This window comes from Mesorhizobium sp. C268A (assembly GCF_040324475.1).
Lineage (GTDB): Bacteria > Pseudomonadota > Alphaproteobacteria > Rhizobiales > Rhizobiaceae > Mesorhizobium.
Window position 1 is genome coordinate 5,435,925 of sequence record NZ_JAMYVX010000001.1, and the last position, 19,800, is coordinate 5,455,724.

Sequence of the window (19,800 nt, forward strand, 5' to 3'; positions counted from 1 at the left end):
CTTCTTCGAAGTTTCGGTCACCTCAGCCCTCCTCCAAGGCGGCGAAACCACTGATCTCACGTCCCCGGCCTTACCGGATGCGGATGATTTGCGCCAACGATCCCTGGTCAGAGCATGTAGCTCAATTATCATACCAGATCAATTGACGAGTATGATAAAAAGAATTAGAGACTCTGCATCCGGGCTGAGCGCCCGGCCATCGCTGGGAGGTAATCATGCGACTTCTGAAGACCGCGCTCGTCGCGGGCGCCCTTGCCGTGCTGTCCGTCACGACCATCGCTGCATATGCTCAGGACACCAAGATAGGTTTTATCGTCAAACAGCCCGAGGAGCCGTGGTTCCAGGACGAATGGAAGTTCGCCGACCAGGCCGCCAAGGAGAAGGGTTTTACCCTGGTCAAGATCGGCGCCGAGGACGGTGAGAAGCTGATGTCGGCGATCGACAATCTCGGCGCGCAGGGCGCGCAAGGCTTCATCGTCTGCACGCCTGATGTGAAGCTCGGCCCCGGCATCGTCGCCAAGGCCGCCGCCAACAATCTCAAGCTGATGACGGTTGATGACCGTCTGGTCGGCGCAGACGGGAAGGCGCTGGAAGACGTGCCGCATATGGGCATTTCGGCGACCAAGATCGGCGAGGCCGTCGGCCAGGCGATCGTCGACGAAATGAAGGCGCGCGGCTGGAAGGCCGACGAGGTCGGCGCCATCCGCGTCTCCTATGATCAGTTGCCGACCGCCGTCGACCGGGTCGAAGGCGCCATTTCGGTGCTGAAGGCCAACGGCTTCAAGGCCGAAAACATCTTTGACGCGCCGCAGGCCAAGACCGATACCGAGGCTGCGCTCAATGCGGCGACGGTGGTACTCAACGCCCATGCCGACATCAAGAAGTGGGTCTCCTTCGGCCTCAACGACGAAGCCGTTCTCGGCGCCGTGCGCGCTTCCGAAAGCGTCGGCATCCCGGCCGAAAACGTGATCGGCGTCGGCATTGGCGGCGCGGATTCGGCGATCAACGAGTTCAAGAAGCCGACCGCCACCGGCTTCGTCGGCACGGTGATCATCTCGCCGAAGCGTCACGGCTACGAGACTGCGCTCAACATGTATGACTGGGTCGCCAACAACAAGGAACCCGAGAAGCTCATCCTGACCGCCGGTGCGCTGGCCAAGCGCGACGACTACCAGACGGTCCGCAAGGGTCTCGGCATCGAATAATCCTCCCTGTACAAACAGGCGGCGGCTCACAGTCGCCGCCTGTTTGGCATGGCAAAAGGATAGGCGCCCCATGTCCTTTCTCGACTTCTCGGAAATCACCAAGACCTATCCGGGCGTCAAGGCGCTGTCGGACGTCTCGTTCGGCGTCGACAAGGGCGCCGTGCACGGCCTGATGGGCGAGAACGGCGCCGGCAAATCCACGCTGATCAAGATCCTGTCCGGCGACCAGCATGCCGATGACGGCGAGATCCTCATCGACGGCAAGATGCAAGCCTATGCAACGACGCGAGATGCCTTCGACAATGGCGTCATCGTCATCCACCAGGAACTGCAGCTGGTTCCCGAGCTCACTGTTGCCGAAAACCTCAGCCTCGGCCGCTTCCCCGCCAACGCCGGCATCATCGCCCGTGCCAGGATGCTGGACGATGTTGGCGCCAAGCTGAAATCAGCCGGCATCGACATCGATATCAGCCGCAAGGTCAAGACGCTGTCGATCGGCGAGCGCCAGATGGTCGAGATCGCCAAGGCGATCATGCTCGACGCGCGCGTCATCGCTCTGGACGAGCCGACCTCGTCATTGTCGTCGCGCGAAAGCGAAATCCTGTTTGCCCTGATCGACCGCCTGCGCGGCGAGGGCAAGGTCATCATCTATGTCTCGCACCGGCTGGACGAAGTGTTCCGCCTCTGCGACAGCCTGACCGTGCTGCGCGACGGCAAGCTCGCGGCGCACCATGCGTCGCTGAAAGACGTCACGCGCGACCAGGTCGTCGCCGAAATGGTCGGCCGCGAAATCTCCGATGTCTGGGGGTTTCGCCCACGCCCGGCCGGCGATGTCCGGCTGAAGGTCGACGCTGTTTCCGGAGTAAAACTGACGACGCCCGCCAGCTTCGAGGCAAGGGCGGGCGAGATCGTCGGCTTCTTCGGCCTGATCGGCGCGGGGCGCTCGGAACTGATGCGGCTGGTCTTCGGCGCCGACCGGCGCTCAGGCGGCACCATCAGCGTCGACGGCAAGGTCGTTCATGCCACCGATCCCCATGACGCGATCCGCGCCGGCATCGTTTTGTGCTCGGAAGACCGCAAGCATGACGGCATCATCCAGGGCCGCTCGATCGAGGAGAACATCAACATCTCGTCGCGGCGTCATCACACGCGCTTCGGGATCCTGAACCGCGCCAGCGAGATCGCCACCGCCGAGACCTTCATCAAGAAGCTCAAGGTGCGCACGCCGTCGCGCAAGCAGGACATCATCAACCTCTCCGGTGGCAACCAGCAGAAGGTCATTCTCGGCCGCTGGCTGTCGGAGCAGGGCGTGCGCGTGCTTATCGTCGACGAGCCGACACGCGGTATCGATGTTGGCGCCAAAGCGGAAATCTACGAACTGCTCTACCAGCTTGCCGAAGACGGCATGGCGATCGTCGTCGTCTCGTCCGAACTGCCGGAAGTGATGGGCATTTGCGACCGCATCCTGGTGATGTGCGGCGGGCGCATCAGCGCCGAACTCGCCCGCGACCAGTTCGCCGAAAAGGCGATCCTGGCCGCCGCTCTTCCCGATCAGAAAACCCCCGACGCGATCGCATCCTGAGGATCTTTGCCATGACCGATCAGTTGAAGAAGATCCTGCTCGGCGAACAGGGCCTCGTCGTGATCTTCATCGTCGCCTTCGCGCTGGTGTCGCTGCTGGTGCCGAATTTTCTGACCGACCGCAACATGCTCGGCCTGCTGCAATCGGTGGTCACCGTCGGCATCGTCGCCTGCACGATGATGTTCTGCCTCGCCGCGCGCGACTTCGACCTCTCGGTCGGTTCGATCGTTGCTTTCGCCGGCATGGTCGCGGTGATGGCGTCGAACCATACCGGATCGATCATCCTCGGGCTTCTTGCGGCAATCGCCTGCGGCGCCTTCGTCGGCTTCATCAACGGCGTCGTCATCGCCAAGTTCCGCATCAACGCGCTGATCACGACGCTTGCTACCATGCAGATCGTGCGCGGCCTTGCGCTGATCGCATCCGATGGCCGCGCCGTCGGCATCAACAGCCCGGATTTCTACCAACTGGCGCTGTCGAAGCTGTTCGGCATTCCGACGCCGGTCTGGGTCCTGGCCGTGCTGTTCTGCATCTTCGGTTTTGTCCTCAATCGTACCGTGTTCGGCAAGAACACGCTGGCCATCGGCGGTAACCCGGAGGCTTCGCGCCTGGCCGGCGTCAATGTCGACTGGACGCGGATCTGGATCTTTGCTCTGCAGGGCGTGGTCTGCGGCATCGCCGGCATCCTTCTGGCCTCGCGCATCACGTCGGGCCAGCCCAATGCCGCGGTCGGGCTTGAACTCTCGGTCATCTCGGCCTGCGTGCTCGGCGGCGTCTCGCTTGCCGGCGGCCGCGCCACCATGTCGGGCGTCATCGTCGGCGTGCTGATCATGGGCATCGCCGAAAACGCCATGAACCTGCTCAACATCCCGGCGTTCTACCAATACATTGTGCGCGGTGTGATCCTGCTGCTTGCCGTTTTGCTCGACAATCTGCGTTCGTCGGCACTGGGCCGGCGCTGACCATCTTCCAGTGGAGTGACAGCCATGGCTGAGCGCCTGTCCGGCAAACGCATCTTCCTCACCGGCGCCGCGCAAGGCATTGGGCTTGCCATCGCTGAAGCTTGCCTCGCCGAAGGGGCAAGGCTGTTCCTGGTCGATCGCGACGGCGCGCTGCTGGACAAAGCGGTCGCCGGCCTAGCAGCGCCGCAGGGCCATGTCGGGCATGTCTCAGCCGACATCAGCGACGGGGCCGCGATTGCCGCTGCCGTCAGCCGGGCGACCGACGCGATCGGGCCGATCAACGCGCTGATCAACAATGCGGGGATGAATGTGTTCTCGACGCCGCTCGAGGCGACTGAGGAGGAGTGGAACCGCAATTTCGATGTCAACGTCAAAGGCGCCTGGAACTGCGCCAAGGCGGTGCTGCCGGCAATGATCGCAAATGGCGGTGGCGCGATCCTCAACATCGCCTCGACGCACAGCTTCACCATCATCCCTCATACCTTCCCCTATCCCGTGGCCAAGCACGCGCTGCTTGGGCTGACCAAGTCGCTGGCGCTGGAATATGCCGGGCAGGGCGTGCGCGTGAACGCGCTGGCGCCCGGTTATGTCGAGACGCAGAAGGCAGCCGACTATTGGAACAGTTTTGCCGATCCGGTTGCGGCGCGCGCCAGGACGCTGGCGCTGCATCCCGGCGGCCGCATCGCCTCGGCGCGCGAGATCGCGCTGGCCGCTGTGTTCATGATTTCCGAGGAGTGCCCGTTCATGAACGCCGCGACCCTCGTCGTCGATGGCGGGCTCAGCCAGCTACAGCATCCCGCCTGAATGCTAGAGAGGCTCTATTTCTACGGCATCGACCGCCGGCCTAATGGAGCAAGCAGTCGCGATCAGAAACGCTCGCGATAGGCGCGCGGATTGGTGCCCAGCACGCGCAGAAAGCCGCGCCGCATGGTTTCTTCCGAGCCGAAACCGCAGCGGCGGGCCGTCTGGTTGACGGGCTGGCCACGCTCCAGCATCCGCCGCGCCGCCTCGATCCGGATCTCCTCGATCGCGCGGGCAGGTGTCCGGCCGGTGGCCTCGCGATAGCGCCGCGAGAAGCTGCGCGGGCTCATATTGGCGTGGTCGGCCAACTGCGTGAGCGACAGGTCACCGGCCAGATTTTCGAGGATCCAGCCATGCAGCCGGTCGAAGCGCCCGTCGCCTTGCTGCAGCTTGAGGGTCTGGCTGAATTGCGCCTGGCCACCGGGACGTTTCAGGAAGACCACCAACTCGCGCGCCACGCCGAGCGCCGTGTGCCGGCCAAGGTCGGCCTCGACGAGGGAGAGGGCGAGATCGATCCCCGCCGTTACGCCGGCGGATGTCCAGACATTGCCGTCGCGGATGAAGATCGGATCGGGTTCGAGCCGGACCGCGGGAAAGCGCCGGGCGAACTCCGCGCAGCGTCCCCAATGGGTCACCGCGCGGCGGCCGTCGAGCAGGCCAGCCGTCGCCAGCAGCATGGCGCCGCTGCAGACGGAAGCGGTTCGGGTGGCATCGCGCGAGCGACCGGCGATCCACTGGACCAGCACGGGATCGTCGCAGGCTGCGTTGACGCCCCATCCTCCGGGGACAAGCAGCGTGTCGATCTTACCTCCGTGGGTTGGCAGCACTGCTGCCTCCAGCACGAGACCGGCCGATGTCCGGATGCGCGGTGAGGCGGCGACGACCACGACCTCGTAAGGAGCCGGTTCGCCGGCCTGCCTTTTGAAATCATTGGCGCTGGCAAAGACCTGCAGCGGTCCGCTGACGTCGAGGAGCTGGATGTCGGGATAGGCAAGTACTTCGATACGGCGCATTGGTTTGGCCCGAAGCGAGGGATGAATGGCAATCGTGCCAAACCATGATGCCGTAGATTGCCGGAAGTCAACCCACGGAGATTTCCATGCCCCTTCGTTTCGGCATCCTCGTATTCCCCGACGTCCAACAACTCGACCTCACCGGCCCATACGAAGTCCTGGCATCGGCCAAGGATGCCGAGGTGGAACTGATCTGGAAGGATCGCAACCCGGTGACGTCATCGACGCGCCTCTCGCTGACGCCAACCGCGACCTTTGACGATTGCCGGCCCCTCGACGTGCTGTGCATTCCTGGCGGGGGCGGGGTCAACGCGCTGCTGGAGGACCAGACAGTCCTCGATTTCGTGTGGGAGCGCGCGGGGCAGGTGCGCTACATCACCTCCGTTTGCAGCGGTGCCCTGGTGCTTGGGGCGGCCGGACTGCTGAGGGGCAAGCGCGCGACCACGCACTGGTATGCGCATGATTTCCTTGAGGAGTTCGGAGCGATCCCGGTCGACGAGCGTATCGTCGAAGACGGCAAGCTCATCACCGCCGGCGGCGTCACTTCGGGGATCGACTTCGGCCTGGCGCTGGTTGCGAGGCTGCTTGGACAGGAGGAGGCCGAGATCGTGCAGCTCTCGCTCGAATACGCCCCGGCTCCTCCCTTTCGGTCCGGCACGCCCGCCGAGGCGTCGCCTGCGGTGCTGGCGCAGGCAAAAAAGCGCCTCTCTGGTTCGAGGCGGGTTCGCGAGGCAATCTTCGCTCGCTGGCGCGAGGCTCGCGCCGCCGCTGCGCCGGCGCGCATCCACGGCTGAAGCAGCAAGGCCGAAGGTGCATCCCCTGGCCCTTCGGCCTTGCTGCGTTTCCACTGTTGACAGGTCCCTTCGTCTGTGCAGAAATTGGTTGGACCATTGAACCACTTCGGTAATAGCCCCGGTGACCCAATTCAGCCTTCCGCCGATCCAGACGACGGCCCGCGACGACGCGGTGCTGAAGGCGTTGGCCGGCTTCGTCATGCGCGAGAAGCTGGAACCCGGTGAGAGGCTGCCGACCGAACGCATCCTCGCTGAGCGTCTGAAGGTCAGCCGCAATACGGTGCGCGAGGCGCTGACGCGCTGGGAAGGGCTTGGCCTGGTCGAGCGCCGGCAGGGCTCGGGCACCTATCTCAAGGCCGCCGTCTCGCTCGACATGCTGCACATGCCGCTGACGCTTGCCGGCGGCAATGATTTCACCGGCCTGATGCGCACGCTGGAAATCCGCCGCGCGCTGGAAGCGGAAGCCGCCGCCCTTTGCGCCATTCGTGCCGACAGGGACGACCTCGCCGAGATCGAGCGCAAGCTCGACATCATGGAGGAAGAGTTTCTCAGCCGCGCCGGCATGTCGTCGGAAGAGGACTGGGAATTCCATCAGGCGATCTACCGCGCCTGCGGCAATCCGCTGTTCGAGCAGATTATCGCCGCCATGCACGAACTGTTCCACCGCTTCTGGGAACATCCGCTCGGCGTGCGCGATTTCGGCCACGCAAGCTTTCCCTACCACCGCACCATGTTCGACTGCATCGCCGCGCACGATCCGGAAGGCGCCCGGGCCGAAGCGCTGAAACTGATCGCCACGGTCGAGGACGATTTGAAGCGCGGCGCCGCCAACCTCAAACTTTCGGTCCGCACATGAACGAGCACAGCTTCGACCCAGGCATTTCCGGCAGCGACTATCTCGCCGAGGCGGCGACGCTTCTGGCGCATGACGACCCGTTCCCTGGCAATGCGGTGGTGCCGCCGATCTACCAGACCTCGCTGTTCACCTTCGCCAGCTATGCCGACATGGCCGACACCTTTGCCGGGCGCAGGAAGCAGCCGATCTATTCGCGCGGCGACAACCCGACGGTGATGGAATTCGAGTCACGCGTCGCAGCGCTCGAAGGTGCGGAAGCCGCGCGCGGATTCTCCAGCGGCATGGCGGCGATCAGCGCGACATTGCTTGCCTTTGTCGGCGCCGGCGAGCGCATCGTTGCGGTGCGCAACTGCTATGGTGACGCCTACCGACTGTTCGAGCGGTTGTTCCCGCGCCTGCACATCAAGGTCGACTATGTCGACGGCTCCGATCCGGATGCGGTGGCCGCGGCTCTTCCCGGCGCCAAACTGCTCTACCTGGAAAGCCCGACCTCGATGACGTTCGAGCTGCAGGATCTCGAACATCTGACGCGGCTGGCGAAAGAGCAGGGCATCGTCACCACCATCGACAATTCCTGGGCGACGCCGGTGTTCCAGAAGCCGATCCTGCACGGCGTCGATCTGGTGCTGCATTCCGCCTCGAAATATCTCGGCGGTCACAGCGACACCGTCGCCGGCGTGGTGGCCGGCTCGGCCGCTCACATCAAGCATATCAACGACCAGACCTATTCGCAGCTCGGCGCAAAGCTGTCGCCCTTCGAGGGCTGGCTGCTGTTGCGCGGCCTGCGCACGCTGCCGCTGAGACTGCCGCATCACATGAAGAGTGGGCTCATCATCGCCGAGCGCTTGAAGGCGCATGACAAGGTCGAGCGGGTCAATCATCCCGCCTATTCCAACCATCCCGGCAAGAAGACGCTTGCCGGCTATGCCGGGCTGTTCTCCTTCGAGGTGACGGAGGATGTCGACATTCCCGCTTTCGTCGATGCGCTGAAATTTTTCCGCATCGGCGTCAGCTGGGGCGGTCATGAAAGCCTGGTCGTGCCGGCAAAGGCCTCGCTCGAGCAGACACCGGGTCTCAATTCGATGGCGCGCTTCGGCGTCAGCCCCCGAACCATCCGCTTCAATGTCGGATTGGAAAGCGTCGAAGACCTCTGGGCCGACATCGGCCAGGCCTTCGACAAAGCAAAAAAATGACTGGGTTCAAAATGGGAGTTCTGAACATGAAACGACTGAGCATCATGCTTGCCACCGCTGCCGGCCTGGCGATGTCCGCCAGCGGCGCATTGGCCGACACCACCCTCAAGCTGGTCGAGGTCATCACCAGCCCGCAGCGCACCGAATTCCTGAAGAAGCAGATCGCCGAGTTCGAGGCCGCCAATGCCGGCGTCAAGGTCGAGGTGGTCTCGCTGCCCTGGGGGCAGGCCTTCGAGAAATTCCTCACCATGGTGCAGGCCGGCGATACGCCCGACATCGTCGAGATGCCGGAGCGCTGGATGGGCCTGTACGCCACCAACGGCCAGCTCGAGGATCTCGGCCCTTACATGGCCAAATGGGACGACGCCAAGACGCTGGGCGACCGCGCCAAGCAATTCGGCTCGACCGTCAACAACACCCAGTTCATGATCCCGTACGGCTACTATGTCAATGCGCTGTTCTGGAACAAGAAGCTGTTCAAGGAGGCCGGTCTCGACGGCCCGCCGGCGACGCTCGACGACTTCATCGCCGACTCCAAGAAGATCTCCGCCATTCCGGGCAAGTACGGCTACTGCCTGCGCGGTGGCCCGGGCGCCTTCAACGGCATGCACATGTTCATGAACATCGCCGCTGGCAAGGGCGGCTACTTCAACGAGGACGGCACCTCGACCATCAACGAGGAGGGCTCGGTCAAGGGCCTGCAGATGCTGGCCGACATGTACAAGGACGGGCTGGCGCCCAAGGATGCGGTGAGCTGGGGCTTCAACGAAACCGTCACCGGCTTCTATTCCGGCACCTGCGCGATGCTCAACCAGGATCCGGATGCGCTGATCGGCATTGCCGACAAAATGAGCGCCGACGATTTTGCCGTGGCGCCGCTGCCGGTCGGACCGAGCGGCAAATCCTACCCGACGCTGGGCTATGCCGGCTGGGCGATGTTTGCCAACTCGCAGCACAAGGACGATGCCTGGAAGCTGATGGCGACGCTGTTGTCCCCCAAGGACAATCTGGAATGGGCCAAGGAAGTCGGCGTCGTGCCGATCCACAATGGCGCCGACCAGGATGCCCACTTCAAGACCGAGCAGTTCAAGGGCTGGTTCACCGAACTCAGCGACACTTCCAAATATGAAATGGTGACGCCGCCGACACATCTGGAGAACCTCGGCAATTTCGTCGACCAGGTGGCGATCAAGAATTTCCAGGAAGTGCTGCTCGGCCAGAAGTCGGCCAAGGACGTCGCCGATCAATGGGCCGCGTTCCTGACCAAGGAGCAGCAGGACTGGCTGGCCAAGAACAAGAAGTAGTTCTTCTTCCTTCTCCCGTTTACGGGGAGAAGGTGGCCCGAATGCATGTCGCCCAAAAGTGCGTAGCGGTTTTGGGACAACGACATGCACAGACAGGCCCGGATGAGGGGCAGCGCGAGCACCCCAAGGCTGGCGCCGCCCCTCATCTGCCTGCCGGCATCTTCTCCCCGTGAACGGGGAGAAGGGTGCTGTTGCCGCTGTCGGCACCCACCCATGACTGTTGAGCGCTAATGACCTATGCCGTGTCCGAAATACGATCCGCAGGCCGGCCGCGAAAGAAGCGGCTGACGCATGCGGCCATCGAGCCCTGGCTTTATCTCAGCCCGGCGATCGTTCTGCTGGTCGTGGTGCTGCTGGTGCCGCTGATCATCGGCATCAGCTATTCGTTCCGGAAGTTCTCCGCCTTCAAATCCGAATATGTCGGTCTAGGCCAGTACCAGGCGATGCTGACCGACCAGGTGCTGGGGCAGGCGCTGGTCAACACGCTCTGGTGGACCGTCGCCAGCCTGTTCTTCCAGTTCTTCCTCGGCCTGGGTCTGGCGTTGCTGCTCGACAAACCGTTTGTCGGGCGCAAGTTCGTGCAGGCGGTGGTGTTCCTGCCCTGGGCGGTGCCATCTTTCCTGTCGGGCCTGACCTGGGCGTGGCTGTTCAATCCGATCATCGGACCACTGCCGCATTGGCTCTTCACGCTCGGGCTGAAGGCCGAGCCGACCAATGTGCTGTCCGATCCGGCGACCGCCATGTGGGGGCCGATCATCGCCAACATCTGGTTCGGCATTCCGTTCTTCGCCATCACGCTGCTGGCGGCGCTGAAGTCGATCCCGTCGGAACTGCATGAGGCGGCCGCAATCGACGGCGCTTCGCCTTGGCAGCGCTTCACCAAGGTGACGCTGCCGTTCCTGGCGCCGACCATCGTCATCACCGTCATGCTGCGTACGATCTGGATCGCGACCTTCGCCGATCTGATCTTCGTCATGACCGAGGGCGGGCCGGCCGGCTCGACCAGCACGGTGCCGGTCTACATCTATGTCAGCGCCTTCAAGTCGCTGGACAAGGGCTATGCCTCCGCGGTGGCGGTGCTGCTACTGGTACTGCTCATCGCCTATGCGATCGCGCTGATCGCCATCCGCCGGTTGCTGGTGAGGCACGTCTGATGATTGCCGGACGCTCTACCTCCTCGCGCATCTTCAGCGGCGTCGGCCTCTACGCGGCGATTGCCGCCTATATGATCTTCGCCCTGTTCCCGATCTTCTGGACGCTGAAGATTTCGGTGACGCCGGAGCGGCTGCTCTATTCCGAGGGCATCACGCTGTGGCCGTCGCAGACGACCTTCCGCAACTTCATCACTGTCCTGGAAGCCTCTGACTTCCCCCGCTATTTCCTCAACAGCGTTATCGTCTCGGTGTCGACGGCGGCCCTGGTGACAGTCATCGCCACGCTCGCCGGCTACGCCATGTCGCGCTTCACCTTTCGCGGCAAGGCGACACTGGCGATCATGCTTTTGCTCACGCAAACCTTTCCGCTGGTGATGGTCATTCCGCCGATCTACCGCGTCATGGGCGAGCTTGGCCTGACCAACAGCCTGGTCGGTCTGATCATCATCTACACGGCCTTCAACACCGCCTTCGCCACCTTCCTGATGCAGTCCTTCTTCGACGGCATTCCGAAGGATCTGGAGGAAGCGGCGATGATCGACGGCTGCACGCGGGCGCAGGCGATGCGCAAGGTGATCGTGCCGCTGACCTTGCCCGGCATGGGCGCCACGCTTGGCTTCGTCTTCACCGCCGCCTGGAGCGAATTGCTGTTCGCGCTGATGCTCATTTCCAGCGACGACCAGAAGACGTTTGCCGTCGGCCTGCTCACCTATATCGGCAAGTTCGCCGTCGACTGGGGGCAGATGATGGCGGCGTCGATCCTGGCGCTGATCCCGGTCTGCATCTTCTTCGCCTTCCTGCAACGCTATCTCGTCACCGGCCTCACCGCCGGCGCGGTCAAAGGATAATCGATGGCTTCCGTCACGCTGCAAAACGTCGAGAAGGACTACGGTTCGCTGCGCATCCTGCACGGCGTCGACCTCGAGATCGCCGATGGCGAGTTCGTCGTGCTGGTCGGCCCGTCCGGCTGTGGCAAGTCGACCCTTTTGCGCATGATTGCCGGGCTGGAGGAGGTGTCGGGCGGCGAGATCCACATCGGCGATCGGCTGGTCAACGATGTCGCGCCGAAGGACCGCGATATTGCCATGGTGTTCCAGTCCTACGCGCTCTATCCGCACATGGATGTGTCGTCGAATATGGGCTTCAGCCTGCTGTTGAAGAAGGCGGAGAAGACGAGGATCGACGGCAGGGTAGGGGCGGCAGCAAAGCGGCTCGGCCTCGACAGTTTCCTCGGACGTCTGCCCAGGCAACTGTCCGGCGGCCAACGCCAGCGCGTCGCCATGGGCCGGGCCATCGTGCGTGATCCCAAAGTGTTCCTGTTCGACGAACCGCTCAGCAATCTCGACGCCAAATTGCGCGTGCATATGCGCGCCGAGATCAAGGCGCTGCACCAGCAGCTCAAGACCACATCAGTCTATGTCACCCACGACCAGATCGAAGCCATGACTATGGCCGACCGCATCGTCGTCATGCATGACGGTTACGTCCAGCAGGTCGGCCATCCGCTCGAACTCTACGATCGGCCGATCAACACCTTCGTCGCCGGCTTCATCGGCTCGCCCGGCATGAACTTTTTTCCGGCGACAGTGGCCAAGGGCGGCAAGGTGGACGCGGTGCTGGCCGACGGCCAGAAGCTGAGATTGCCTGATGGCTTGCCATTGAAGGATGGCGATGTGCTCACCGTCGGGCTACGGCCGGAGCACATCCAGCTTGCCGACGATGGTCCGCTCAGGGCAGAGGTCGAGGTGGTCGAGCCGCTCGGCCTGTCGACGCAGTTCTATGTCCGGCTCGCCAACCAGCTGGTTTGTGTCTTCGTCATGGGACGCAGCACTATCCGGCCTGGCGATAAGGTGCGGCTGTCTGCCGATCCGGCGGCGCTGCATCTGTTCGATCCCGCAAGCGGCAACCGCATCGGGTAATCCTATCGAAGGCTGCCCAGGCTGGCATACATGCCGGTGGTGCGGAACTGCGTCGGGTTGATGCCGTAGAGCCGGCGGAAGACTTTCGAGAAATAGTTGGCGTCCTCGAAGCCGCACAGGATGGCGACCTCCTTGACCGGCAGGAAATCGGCTTTGGTTAGCAGCTTCGCCGCCCGCTGCAGCCGCTGCTGCAGCACGAACTCGGCCGGCGGAACGCCTTCGCTCTCGGCGAAGCAGCGCGAGAAATGGGCGCGGCTGAGGCCGCTGATCTGGACGAGCTCGGCCACGGGCAAGGGCTTGTCGAGATTGGCGTTGATATGATCGATGACCGGCTGCATGACGCTCTGTTTCTCAGTGAAGGCGTGCGAGCCGAAGACATCGTCGTAAAGCGCCATCGCCGCCTCATAGGCGATTGCCGAAGCAGCGCCAGGCGAAGCGCCGCCCTTGATCAGGCGCAGGCTGCAATCGGCGAGATGATCGATCGTCTCCGGCTGCAGCCGAAACACCGGGCCGGAGACGCTGAGTATGGATTTGTGGACGCGCAGCGCCTCCTCGCCATTCATCGAGATCCAGAAATATTCCCAGCGGTCGCCCTTCTCCAGCCAGTAGCGATGGTTGTGTGGCACCAGCACCAGCAGCGTGTCGTTGGCCTGCAGGCGGTAGTTGCGGTTCTCGTAGCGCAGCTGGCCGGTGCCGCTGATCGTGTGCTGCAGCACGGTGAACGGCGTCTGGCCGCGCTTGCGCCCATCCCAGTCGTAAGTCACGCCCTCGCGTACTTCATAGCCGGTGCTGGTCGGCATGGCATGCAGGCGCTGGCGGCCGCGCGGCAGCGAAATGGTGCGCATCAACTGTCCGTTGGCGATCAGATCATGCAGCACAAAATTACCCTCGAAAGCATAATCGTTCTCTGGCCGCGCCCTGGAATAACGGCATAATCCAAATCCTGAGAACGCGAAAGACCCGCGGTCGAGGAGCGGGCGGGGAGGAGAACGAGCCGGAATTCCGGCTCGAATGGCATGCGCGCCAAGGCGGGCCGCCATTCCCTTTCCTGTTGCTCCTTACCCGGCATTCGAATGGATCGAGGTGAAGGTGATGAGTTTCAAAATCGCTATTATCGGCGCGGGCAGCGTCGGCTTCACCAAGAAGCTGTTCACCGACATTTTGTGCGTCCCGGAATTCAGCGACATCGAATTCGCGCTGACCGATCTCAGCGAACACAATCTGCAAATGATCAAGGCGATCCTCGACCGCATCGTCGAGGCCAACAAGCTGCCGACCAGGGTGACGGCGACGACCGACCGCCGCAAGGCGCTCGAAGGCGCGCGCTACGTCATCAGCTGCGTGCGGGTGGGCGGGCTCGAAGCCTATGCCGACGATATCCGCATTCCCTTGAAATACGGCATCGACCAGTGCGTCGGTGACACGATTTGCGCCGGGGGCATCCTCTACGGCCAGCGCAACATCCCGGTCATCCTCGACTTCTGCAAGGACATATTGGAGGTCGCCGAGCCAGGCGCCAAATTCCTCAACTATGCCAACCCGATGGCGATGAACACCTGGGCGGCGATCGAATATGGCAAGGTCGATACGGTCGGCCTCTGCCACGGTGTCCAGCACGGCGCCGAACAGATCGCCGAAGTGCTCGGCGCCAAGTCGCACAGCGAACTCGATTATGTCTGCTCCGGTATCAACCACCAGACCTGGTTCATCGATTTGCGGCTCAACGGCCGCAAGATCGGCAAGGACGAACTGGTGGCTGCCTTCGAGGCGCATCCGGTCTATTCGCAGCAGGAAAAGCTGCGCATCGACGTGCTGAAGCGCTTCGGCGTCTACTCCACCGAAAGCAACGGTCATCTCTCCGAATATCTGCCCTGGTATCGCAAGCGGCCGGACGAAATCACCCGCTGGATCGACATGTCCGACTGGATCCATGGCGAGACCGGCGGCTATCTTCGCTACTCCACGGAAACCCGCAACTGGTTCGAGACGGAATATCCGCAATTCCTCGAAGCGGCGTCGAAGCCGCTCGACGTATCGAAGCGCTCGAACGAGCATGCCAGCCATATTCTCGAAGCGCTGGAGACGAACCGCGTCTATCGCGGCCACTTCAACGTCAAGAACACCGGCATCATCACCAATCTGCCGCAGGACGCGATCATCGAATCACCCGGTTTCGTCGATCGCTTCGGCATCAACATGGCGTCAGGCATCACGCTGCCGGAAGCCTGCGCGGCCACCTGCATGGCTTCGATCAACGTTCAGCGCATGTCGGTGCATGCGGCTGTTACGGGCGACATTGACCTGCTCAAGCTCGCGGTGCTGCACGATCCGCTGGTGGGTGCGGTGTCGACGCCGGAAGAGGTCTGGCAGATGGTCGACGAGATGGTCGTCGCCCAGGCGCGTTGGCTGCCGCAATACGCCGATGCCGTGCCGGCCGCCAAGGAGCGGCTTTCGAAATCGATGGTGAAAACCCGCGACTGGGCGGGTGCGGCGCGGCGCAAAGTGCGCTCGATCGAGGAACTGCGCGCCGAAAAAACGGCTCTGAAACAGGCCGGCTGAGAATGCTGGCAGGCGGACAGCGGGAGGCCGGTTCGCCAATCAGCCGTCATGAATAGATGCGAGCAGCAGCAGACGTCGAAACATCTGGGAGGAACACAATGAGGAACTTTCGTGGAATTGGCATTCTCGCCGGGCGAAGAATTGGCATTCTCGCCGGGCTGGCGCTGAGCGTCTCGGCATCGGCGCTTGGCAGTGCATACGCGTCCGAGCCGACCACGCCGCCGGCGCCGGCGGCGTTTCCCGCCGAGGGCAAGATCAAATACGTCGCCCGCGATTCCATCCTGGAGTTCAAGGCGCTGCCCGAATATCACGAGCCCGAGTGGGTCACCGAGAAATACGTCAAGACTGGCAAGCTGCCGCCGGTCAAGGATCGCCTGCCGAAGGAGCCGCTGGTGTTCAAGACCGGCAACATGCCGGACGGCATCGGCGTTTATGGCGACACCATGCGCCACGTCATTGGCGGCCGGCCGGAAGGCTGGAATTATGGCGCCGGCCAGACCCAAGGATGGGGCGGCATCGACATCGGCCTTTCGGAATGCCTGACGCGCACCGCGCCTTTGTTCCAGGTCGAGGCCAAGGACACCGAGCCGCTGCCCAACCTCGCCAGGAGCTGGGACTGGTCGAAGGATGGCCACACGCTGACCATGCACCTGGTCGAAGGCGCCAAATGGTCTGACGGCGTTGCCTTCAATGCCGACGATGTCATGTTCTACTGGGACGATGAGGTCGTCGACCCCAATGTCTCGCCGTTGAACGGCGCCACAGCGGAAACCTTCGGTGTCGGCACGACGCTGAAGAAGGTCGACGATTACACCGTCGAGTGGACCTTCAAGGACGCTTTCCCCAAACAGTATCTCTACGCCATGGCCTATGGCACCTTCTGCCCCGGCCCAGCGCATATCCTCAAGCCGCAGCATCCGAAGTACTCGAAGAATACCTACGAGCAGTTCAAGAACGCGTTCCCGCCGGAATATATGAACATTCCGGTGATGGGCGCCTGGGTGCCGGTGGAGTATAGGCCTGACGACATCATCGTCTTGCGCCGCAATCCCTACTACTGGAAGGTCGACGAGAAGGGCAACCAGCTGCCCTATCTCAACGAACTGCACTACAAGCTGTCGACCTGGGCCGACCGCGACGTGCAGGCGGTGGCAGGGGCCGCCGACTTCTCCAACCTCGAGCAGCCGGAGAATTTCGTCGCTTCGCTGAAGCGAGCGGCGGACAAGGACGCGCCGGCCCGGCTCGCCTTTGGCCCGCGCCTGATCGGCTACAATCTGCGCATGAATTTTTCCGCCAATGGCTGGGGCAATCCCGACGAACGCGGCCAGGCGATCCGCGAGCTCAACCGCAATGAGGACTTCCGCAAGGGCATCACCATGGCGCTCGACCGCAAGGCGCTCGGCGACTCGCTGGTCAAGGGGCCGTTCACCGCCATCTACCCCGGTGGCTTTTCCTCGGGCACCAGCTTCTATGACCGCAACTCGACCGTCTACTATCCCTTCGACATCGAGGGCGCCAAGGCGGAACTGGCCAAGGCTGGTCTCAAGGATACGGATGGCGACGGCTTCGTGAACTTCCCGGCCGGGACCGCCGGCGGCAAGAATGTCGAGATCGTGATGCTGGTCAACAATGACTACGGCACTGACAAGAGCCTCGCCGAAGGCGTCGTCGGCCAGATGGAAAAGCTTGGCATCAGGGTCGTGCTCAACGGCCTCAACGGCACCCAGCGTGATGCCTCGCAATATTCCGGCCGCTTCGACTGGCTGATCAGGCGCAACGAGCAGGAGCTGACTTCCGTCGTGCAGAATACCGTGCAACTCGCGCCCGTCGGACCCAAGACCAGCTGGGATCACCGCGCGCCCGAAAGCGGCGTGGTCGACCTGATGCCGTTCGAAAAGGAGCTTGTCGACATCGTCAACAAGTTCGTCTCCTCGTCAGACAATGACGAGCGCGCCAGCCTGATGAAGACGTTCCAGAAGATCTCGACGGAGCATGTCTACAATATTGGACTGACCGAATATCCCGGCGCCCTGATCATCAACAAGCGCTTCTCCAACATCCCGCAGGGAACGCCGATCTTCATGTTCAACTGGGCCGAGGATTCGATCGTGCGCGAACGCGTCTTCGTCGCCGCCGACAAGCAGCAGAAATACGAACTCTTTCCCGACCAGCTTCCCGGCAAGCCCGGCGACAAGGGTCCGACGAACTGAGTTTCCTCCCCTGGCTGACGCCCGGCCGCGCTGCGCGCGCGGCCGGGACGGAGTAAGGTCAGCGGCAACAGATTAGATCCAAGGAGGAGAAACGGTCCGATGCTGCGATTCCTGGCCATGCGCATAGCATCGGCGGTGCCGGTCATGGTCATCCTGAGCCTGGTCACCTTTGCCATCATCCAGGCGCCGCCGGGCGACTATGCCGACTATATCCGTTCGCAGCTCATCAACCAGGGCGGGGCGTCTTTTGCCGAAGCCGACGCGCAGGCGCAGGCCTATCGGGTCGAGCACGGCCTCGATAAACCGCTGCCCGTCCAGTACCTGAACTGGGTCGCCGGCATCATCACCCGCGGCGATTTCGGCTACAGCCTCTATTACAACAAGCCAGTCGCCGCAGTGGTCGGCGAGCGGCTGCCGCGCACGCTGCTGCTGGCATTGGTCTGCCATCTGCTGGCGTCGGTGCTCGGCATCACCTTCGGCATCTGGGCGGCGACCAGGCAATACACATGGATCGACTCGGTGCTGTCGGCCATCTCCTTCCTCGGCATGACGGTGCCGCGCTTCCTGATGGCGCTGATCATCGTCTATCTCCTGGTCTTCCAGTTCAACGTGTCGGAGATCGGCAGCTTCTTCTCGCCGCAATATGGCGGCGCGCCGTGGTCGTGGGCGAAATTCGCCGACCTCGTCAAGCATGTCTGGCCGGTGGTGGCGATCGCCACCTTCGGCGGGCTCGCCTACAATATGCGCGTCATGCGCGGCAATCTGCTCGATACGCTGAACGCGCAATATGTCGAGACGGCCAAGGCCAAGGGCCTGACCGGCAGCGCCGTCGTCATGCGCCATGCCGTGCCCAACGCACTGCACCCGCTCATCATGTATCAGGGCGTGGTGCTGCCCTACATGCTGACCGGCGAGATCGAGACGGCGATCATCTTTGCGCTGCCGACGGTCGGGCCCGCCATCGTCGGCTCGATGGCGGTCGGCGACGTTTATGTCACGGCGACCTTCATGATGGTGCTGTCGGCAACGCTGATCGTCGGCAACATCATCGCCGACATGCTGCTCGCGCTGCTCGATCCGCGCGTACGCCAGTTCAGGGAGAGCTAGATGCTGGCGCGTGACCCATCCCCGCCGCCGCCCCCGGCTGAAGCAACCGCGATTGCGACCCCACGCGGCAATGAGAGCTATATGGCGCTGGTCTGGCGCCGGCTGAGGCGCTCCTGGACCGGCATGGCCGGGCTGATCCTTGTCGTGCTTCTGGTGCTGATGGCGCTGTTCGCCGATTTCTTCGCGCCGATGGACCCCAAGGTGACCGATGTCGCTTTCGCCCCGCCGCAAGTGATGAGTTTTCACGACAGAGACGGGAATTTCGTGCTCCAGCCGCGGGTCTATGCGCTGGCGGATTCTGCAGACCTCGACCCGGTCACCTTCCAGCCGGTCGTCGGGCCGGATTACGAGCATCCGCGCCTGCTCGGCTTCTTCGTCAAGGGCGCCGACTACCGGCTGCTTGGCCTGATCCCCGCCAACCGGCATTTCTTCGCTTCGGCCGACGGCCAGCCGGTGCATTTTCTCGGCACCGACAAATTCGGCCGCGATGTGTTGTCGCGCGCCATCCAGGGCTCGCGCGTCTCGCTGATGATCGCGCTGACGGTGGTGTTCATCATCACCGTCATCGGCACCACAGTCGGCATGGTCTCGGGCTATTTCGGCGGCCGCTTCGACGTCTGGATGCAGCGCTTTGTCGAGCTGGTGCTCGCCTTCCCGCAATTGCCGCTCTATCTTGCGCTGACGACGCTGATCCCGGTGACCGCGCCGACCAACGTCTTCCTCGCCTTCGTCATCATCGTCATGTCGGCGCTGGGCTGGGCGCAGATGTCGCGCGAGGTGCGCGGCAAGACGCTGGCGCTGGCGCGGATCGACTATGTGCGCGCTGCCATGGCGGTTGGCGCCACCGACATGCGTATCATCATGCAGCACATTTTCCCCAATGTGATGAGCCACGTCATCGTCGCCGTGACGATCGCGATCCCGACGGTGGTACTGCTCGAAGCCTTTCTCGGCTTCCTCGGCTTCGCCGTGAAACCGCCGCTGATCTCATGGGGGCTGATGCTGCAGGACACGGCTACCTATTCGGTCATCGGCACCTATCCGTGGATCCTGTCGCCGGTCGGCTTCGTGCTGATCACCGTCTTTGCCTTCAACGCGCTGGGCGACGGCCTGCGCGATGCCGTCGATCCCTATTGAGGTG

17 protein-coding genes are annotated in these 19,800 nt (G+C 63.0%); 15 read left to right on the forward strand and 2 right to left on the reverse strand.

Going from position 1 to position 19,800, the window contains the following annotated elements:
- The first annotated feature begins 215 nt into the window (after positions 1-215).
- The 4 genes from NKL06_RS26515 (at position 216) to NKL06_RS26530 (ending at position 4,553) form a co-directional block, all read left to right on the forward strand.
- Positions 216-1,205, forward strand: coding sequence for an arabinose ABC transporter substrate-binding protein (locus NKL06_RS26515; RefSeq protein WP_023668118.1), 990 nt, complete (start codon positions 216-218; stop codon positions 1,203-1,205).
- A 70-nt stretch (positions 1,206-1,275) separates the two neighbouring features.
- On the forward strand, positions 1,276-2,787 hold the full coding sequence (gene araG / locus NKL06_RS26520) for an L-arabinose ABC transporter ATP-binding protein AraG (protein WP_023691360.1): 1,512 nt from the start codon (positions 1,276-1,278) through the stop codon (positions 2,785-2,787).
- Between the two features lie 11 nt (positions 2,788-2,798).
- Positions 2,799-3,749 carry an L-arabinose ABC transporter permease AraH gene (gene araH / locus NKL06_RS26525; protein WP_023691359.1) on the forward strand — a complete coding sequence of 317 codons (951 nt, stop codon included), beginning with the start codon at positions 2,799-2,801 and terminating at the stop codon, positions 3,747-3,749.
- A gap of 24 nt (positions 3,750-3,773) precedes the next feature.
- Positions 3,774-4,553 carry an SDR family oxidoreductase gene (locus tag NKL06_RS26530; RefSeq protein WP_023691358.1) on the forward strand — a complete coding sequence of 260 codons (780 nt, stop codon included), beginning with the start codon at positions 3,774-3,776 and terminating at the stop codon, positions 4,551-4,553.
- Between the two features lie 62 nt (positions 4,554-4,615).
- On the opposite strand, the gene NKL06_RS26535 is transcribed toward NKL06_RS26530, so the two are convergent.
- On the reverse strand, positions 4,616-5,563 hold the full coding sequence (locus tag NKL06_RS26535) for a GlxA family transcriptional regulator (protein WP_023685300.1): 948 nt from the start codon (positions 5,561-5,563) through the stop codon (positions 4,616-4,618).
- 86 nt (positions 5,564-5,649) lie between these two features.
- Here NKL06_RS26535 and NKL06_RS26540 point away from each other — a divergent pair, with 86 nt between their 5' ends.
- From NKL06_RS26540 to NKL06_RS26570, 7 genes are all read left to right on the forward strand, one after another.
- Positions 5,650-6,357 (forward strand): DJ-1/PfpI family protein, encoded by a 708-nt coding sequence (locus tag NKL06_RS26540; protein WP_023691357.1) that lies wholly within the window; start codon positions 5,650-5,652, stop codon positions 6,355-6,357.
- 121 nt (positions 6,358-6,478) lie between these two features.
- Positions 6,479-7,213, forward strand: a complete 735-nt coding sequence (locus NKL06_RS26545) for a FadR/GntR family transcriptional regulator (RefSeq protein WP_023691356.1) — start codon at positions 6,479-6,481, stop codon at positions 7,211-7,213.
- A complete protein-coding gene (locus NKL06_RS26550) occupies positions 7,210-8,406 on the forward strand; it encodes a PLP-dependent transferase (protein ID WP_023691355.1) in 1,197 nt (398 codons plus the stop codon). Before NKL06_RS26545 ends, NKL06_RS26550 begins: the two co-directional genes overlap by 4 nt.
- 26 nt (positions 8,407-8,432) lie before the next feature.
- Positions 8,433-9,710, forward strand: coding sequence for an ABC transporter substrate-binding protein (locus NKL06_RS26555; protein ID WP_023685297.1), 1,278 nt, complete (start codon positions 8,433-8,435; stop codon positions 9,708-9,710).
- A 230-nt stretch (positions 9,711-9,940) separates the two neighbouring features.
- Positions 9,941-10,864 (forward strand): carbohydrate ABC transporter permease, encoded by a 924-nt coding sequence (locus NKL06_RS26560; RefSeq protein WP_023685296.1) that lies wholly within the window; start codon positions 9,941-9,943, stop codon positions 10,862-10,864.
- Positions 10,864-11,712, forward strand: a complete 849-nt coding sequence (locus NKL06_RS26565) for a carbohydrate ABC transporter permease (RefSeq protein WP_023691354.1) — start codon at positions 10,864-10,866, stop codon at positions 11,710-11,712. Before NKL06_RS26560 ends, NKL06_RS26565 begins: the two co-directional genes overlap by 1 nt.
- A 3-nt stretch (positions 11,713-11,715) precedes the next feature.
- Positions 11,716-12,783: an ABC transporter ATP-binding protein gene (locus tag NKL06_RS26570; RefSeq protein ID WP_023691353.1), complete on the forward strand. Its 1,068-nt coding sequence runs from the start codon at positions 11,716-11,718 to the stop codon at positions 12,781-12,783.
- A 2-nt stretch (positions 12,784-12,785) separates the two neighbouring features.
- On the opposite strand, the gene NKL06_RS26575 is transcribed toward NKL06_RS26570, so the two are convergent.
- Entirely contained in the window at positions 12,786-13,628 is an 843-nt protein-coding gene (locus NKL06_RS26575) for an AraC family ligand binding domain-containing protein (RefSeq protein ID WP_081725414.1), read from the reverse strand.
- Positions 13,629-13,875: 247 nt separating this feature from the next.
- Between NKL06_RS26575 and NKL06_RS26580 the strand changes: the two genes are divergently transcribed.
- The 4 genes from NKL06_RS26580 to NKL06_RS26595 all read left to right on the forward strand — a co-directional run bounded on the left by NKL06_RS26580 (position 13,876) and on the right by NKL06_RS26595 (position 19,796).
- Positions 13,876-15,342, forward strand: a complete 1,467-nt coding sequence (locus tag NKL06_RS26580; protein WP_023687911.1) for an alpha-glucosidase/alpha-galactosidase — start codon at positions 13,876-13,878, stop codon at positions 15,340-15,342.
- 98 nt (positions 15,343-15,440) lie between these two features.
- Positions 15,441-17,552 (forward strand): ABC transporter substrate-binding protein, encoded by a 2,112-nt coding sequence (locus NKL06_RS26585; RefSeq protein ID WP_023691352.1) that lies wholly within the window; start codon positions 15,441-15,443, stop codon positions 17,550-17,552.
- Positions 17,553-17,651: 99 nt separating this feature from the next.
- Positions 17,652-18,659: an ABC transporter permease gene (locus tag NKL06_RS26590; protein ID WP_023668135.1), complete on the forward strand. Its 1,008-nt coding sequence runs from the start codon at positions 17,652-17,654 to the stop codon at positions 18,657-18,659.
- Complete coding sequence (locus NKL06_RS26595; protein WP_023687914.1) at positions 18,660-19,796, forward strand: ABC transporter permease; 1,137 nt, start codon at positions 18,660-18,662, stop codon at positions 19,794-19,796.
- The last annotated feature ends 4 nt before the right edge of the window (positions 19,797-19,800 follow it).

Coding starts and splice junctions, on each gene's coding strand:
- NKL06_RS26515 (WP_023668118.1), top strand. CDS start 216: ATGCGACTTCTGAAGACCGCGCTCGTCGCGGGCGCCCTTGCCGTGCTG.
- araG (WP_023691360.1), top strand. CDS start 1,276: ATGTCCTTTCTCGACTTCTCGGAAATCACCAAGACCTATCCGGGCGTC.
- araH (WP_023691359.1), top strand. CDS start 2,799: ATGACCGATCAGTTGAAGAAGATCCTGCTCGGCGAACAGGGCCTCGTC.
- NKL06_RS26530 (WP_023691358.1), top strand. CDS start 3,774: ATGGCTGAGCGCCTGTCCGGCAAACGCATCTTCCTCACCGGCGCCGCG.
- NKL06_RS26535 (WP_023685300.1), bottom strand. CDS start 5,563: ATGCGCCGTATCGAAGTACTTGCCTATCCCGACATCCAGCTCCTCGAC.
- NKL06_RS26540 (WP_023691357.1), top strand. CDS start 5,650: ATGCCCCTTCGTTTCGGCATCCTCGTATTCCCCGACGTCCAACAACTC.
- NKL06_RS26550 (WP_023691355.1), top strand. CDS start 7,210: ATGAACGAGCACAGCTTCGACCCAGGCATTTCCGGCAGCGACTATCTC.
- NKL06_RS26555 (WP_023685297.1), top strand. CDS start 8,433: ATGAAACGACTGAGCATCATGCTTGCCACCGCTGCCGGCCTGGCGATG.
- NKL06_RS26560 (WP_023685296.1), top strand. CDS start 9,941: ATGACCTATGCCGTGTCCGAAATACGATCCGCAGGCCGGCCGCGAAAG.
- NKL06_RS26565 (WP_023691354.1), top strand. CDS start 10,864: ATGATTGCCGGACGCTCTACCTCCTCGCGCATCTTCAGCGGCGTCGGC.
- NKL06_RS26570 (WP_023691353.1), top strand. CDS start 11,716: ATGGCTTCCGTCACGCTGCAAAACGTCGAGAAGGACTACGGTTCGCTG.
- NKL06_RS26575 (WP_081725414.1), bottom strand. CDS start 13,628: ATGCGCACCATTTCGCTGCCGCGCGGCCGCCAGCGCCTGCATGCCATG.
- NKL06_RS26580 (WP_023687911.1), top strand. CDS start 13,876: ATGAGTTTCAAAATCGCTATTATCGGCGCGGGCAGCGTCGGCTTCACC.
- NKL06_RS26585 (WP_023691352.1), top strand. CDS start 15,441: ATGAGGAACTTTCGTGGAATTGGCATTCTCGCCGGGCGAAGAATTGGC.
- NKL06_RS26590 (WP_023668135.1), top strand. CDS start 17,652: ATGCTGCGATTCCTGGCCATGCGCATAGCATCGGCGGTGCCGGTCATG.
- NKL06_RS26595 (WP_023687914.1), top strand. CDS start 18,660: ATGCTGGCGCGTGACCCATCCCCGCCGCCGCCCCCGGCTGAAGCAACC.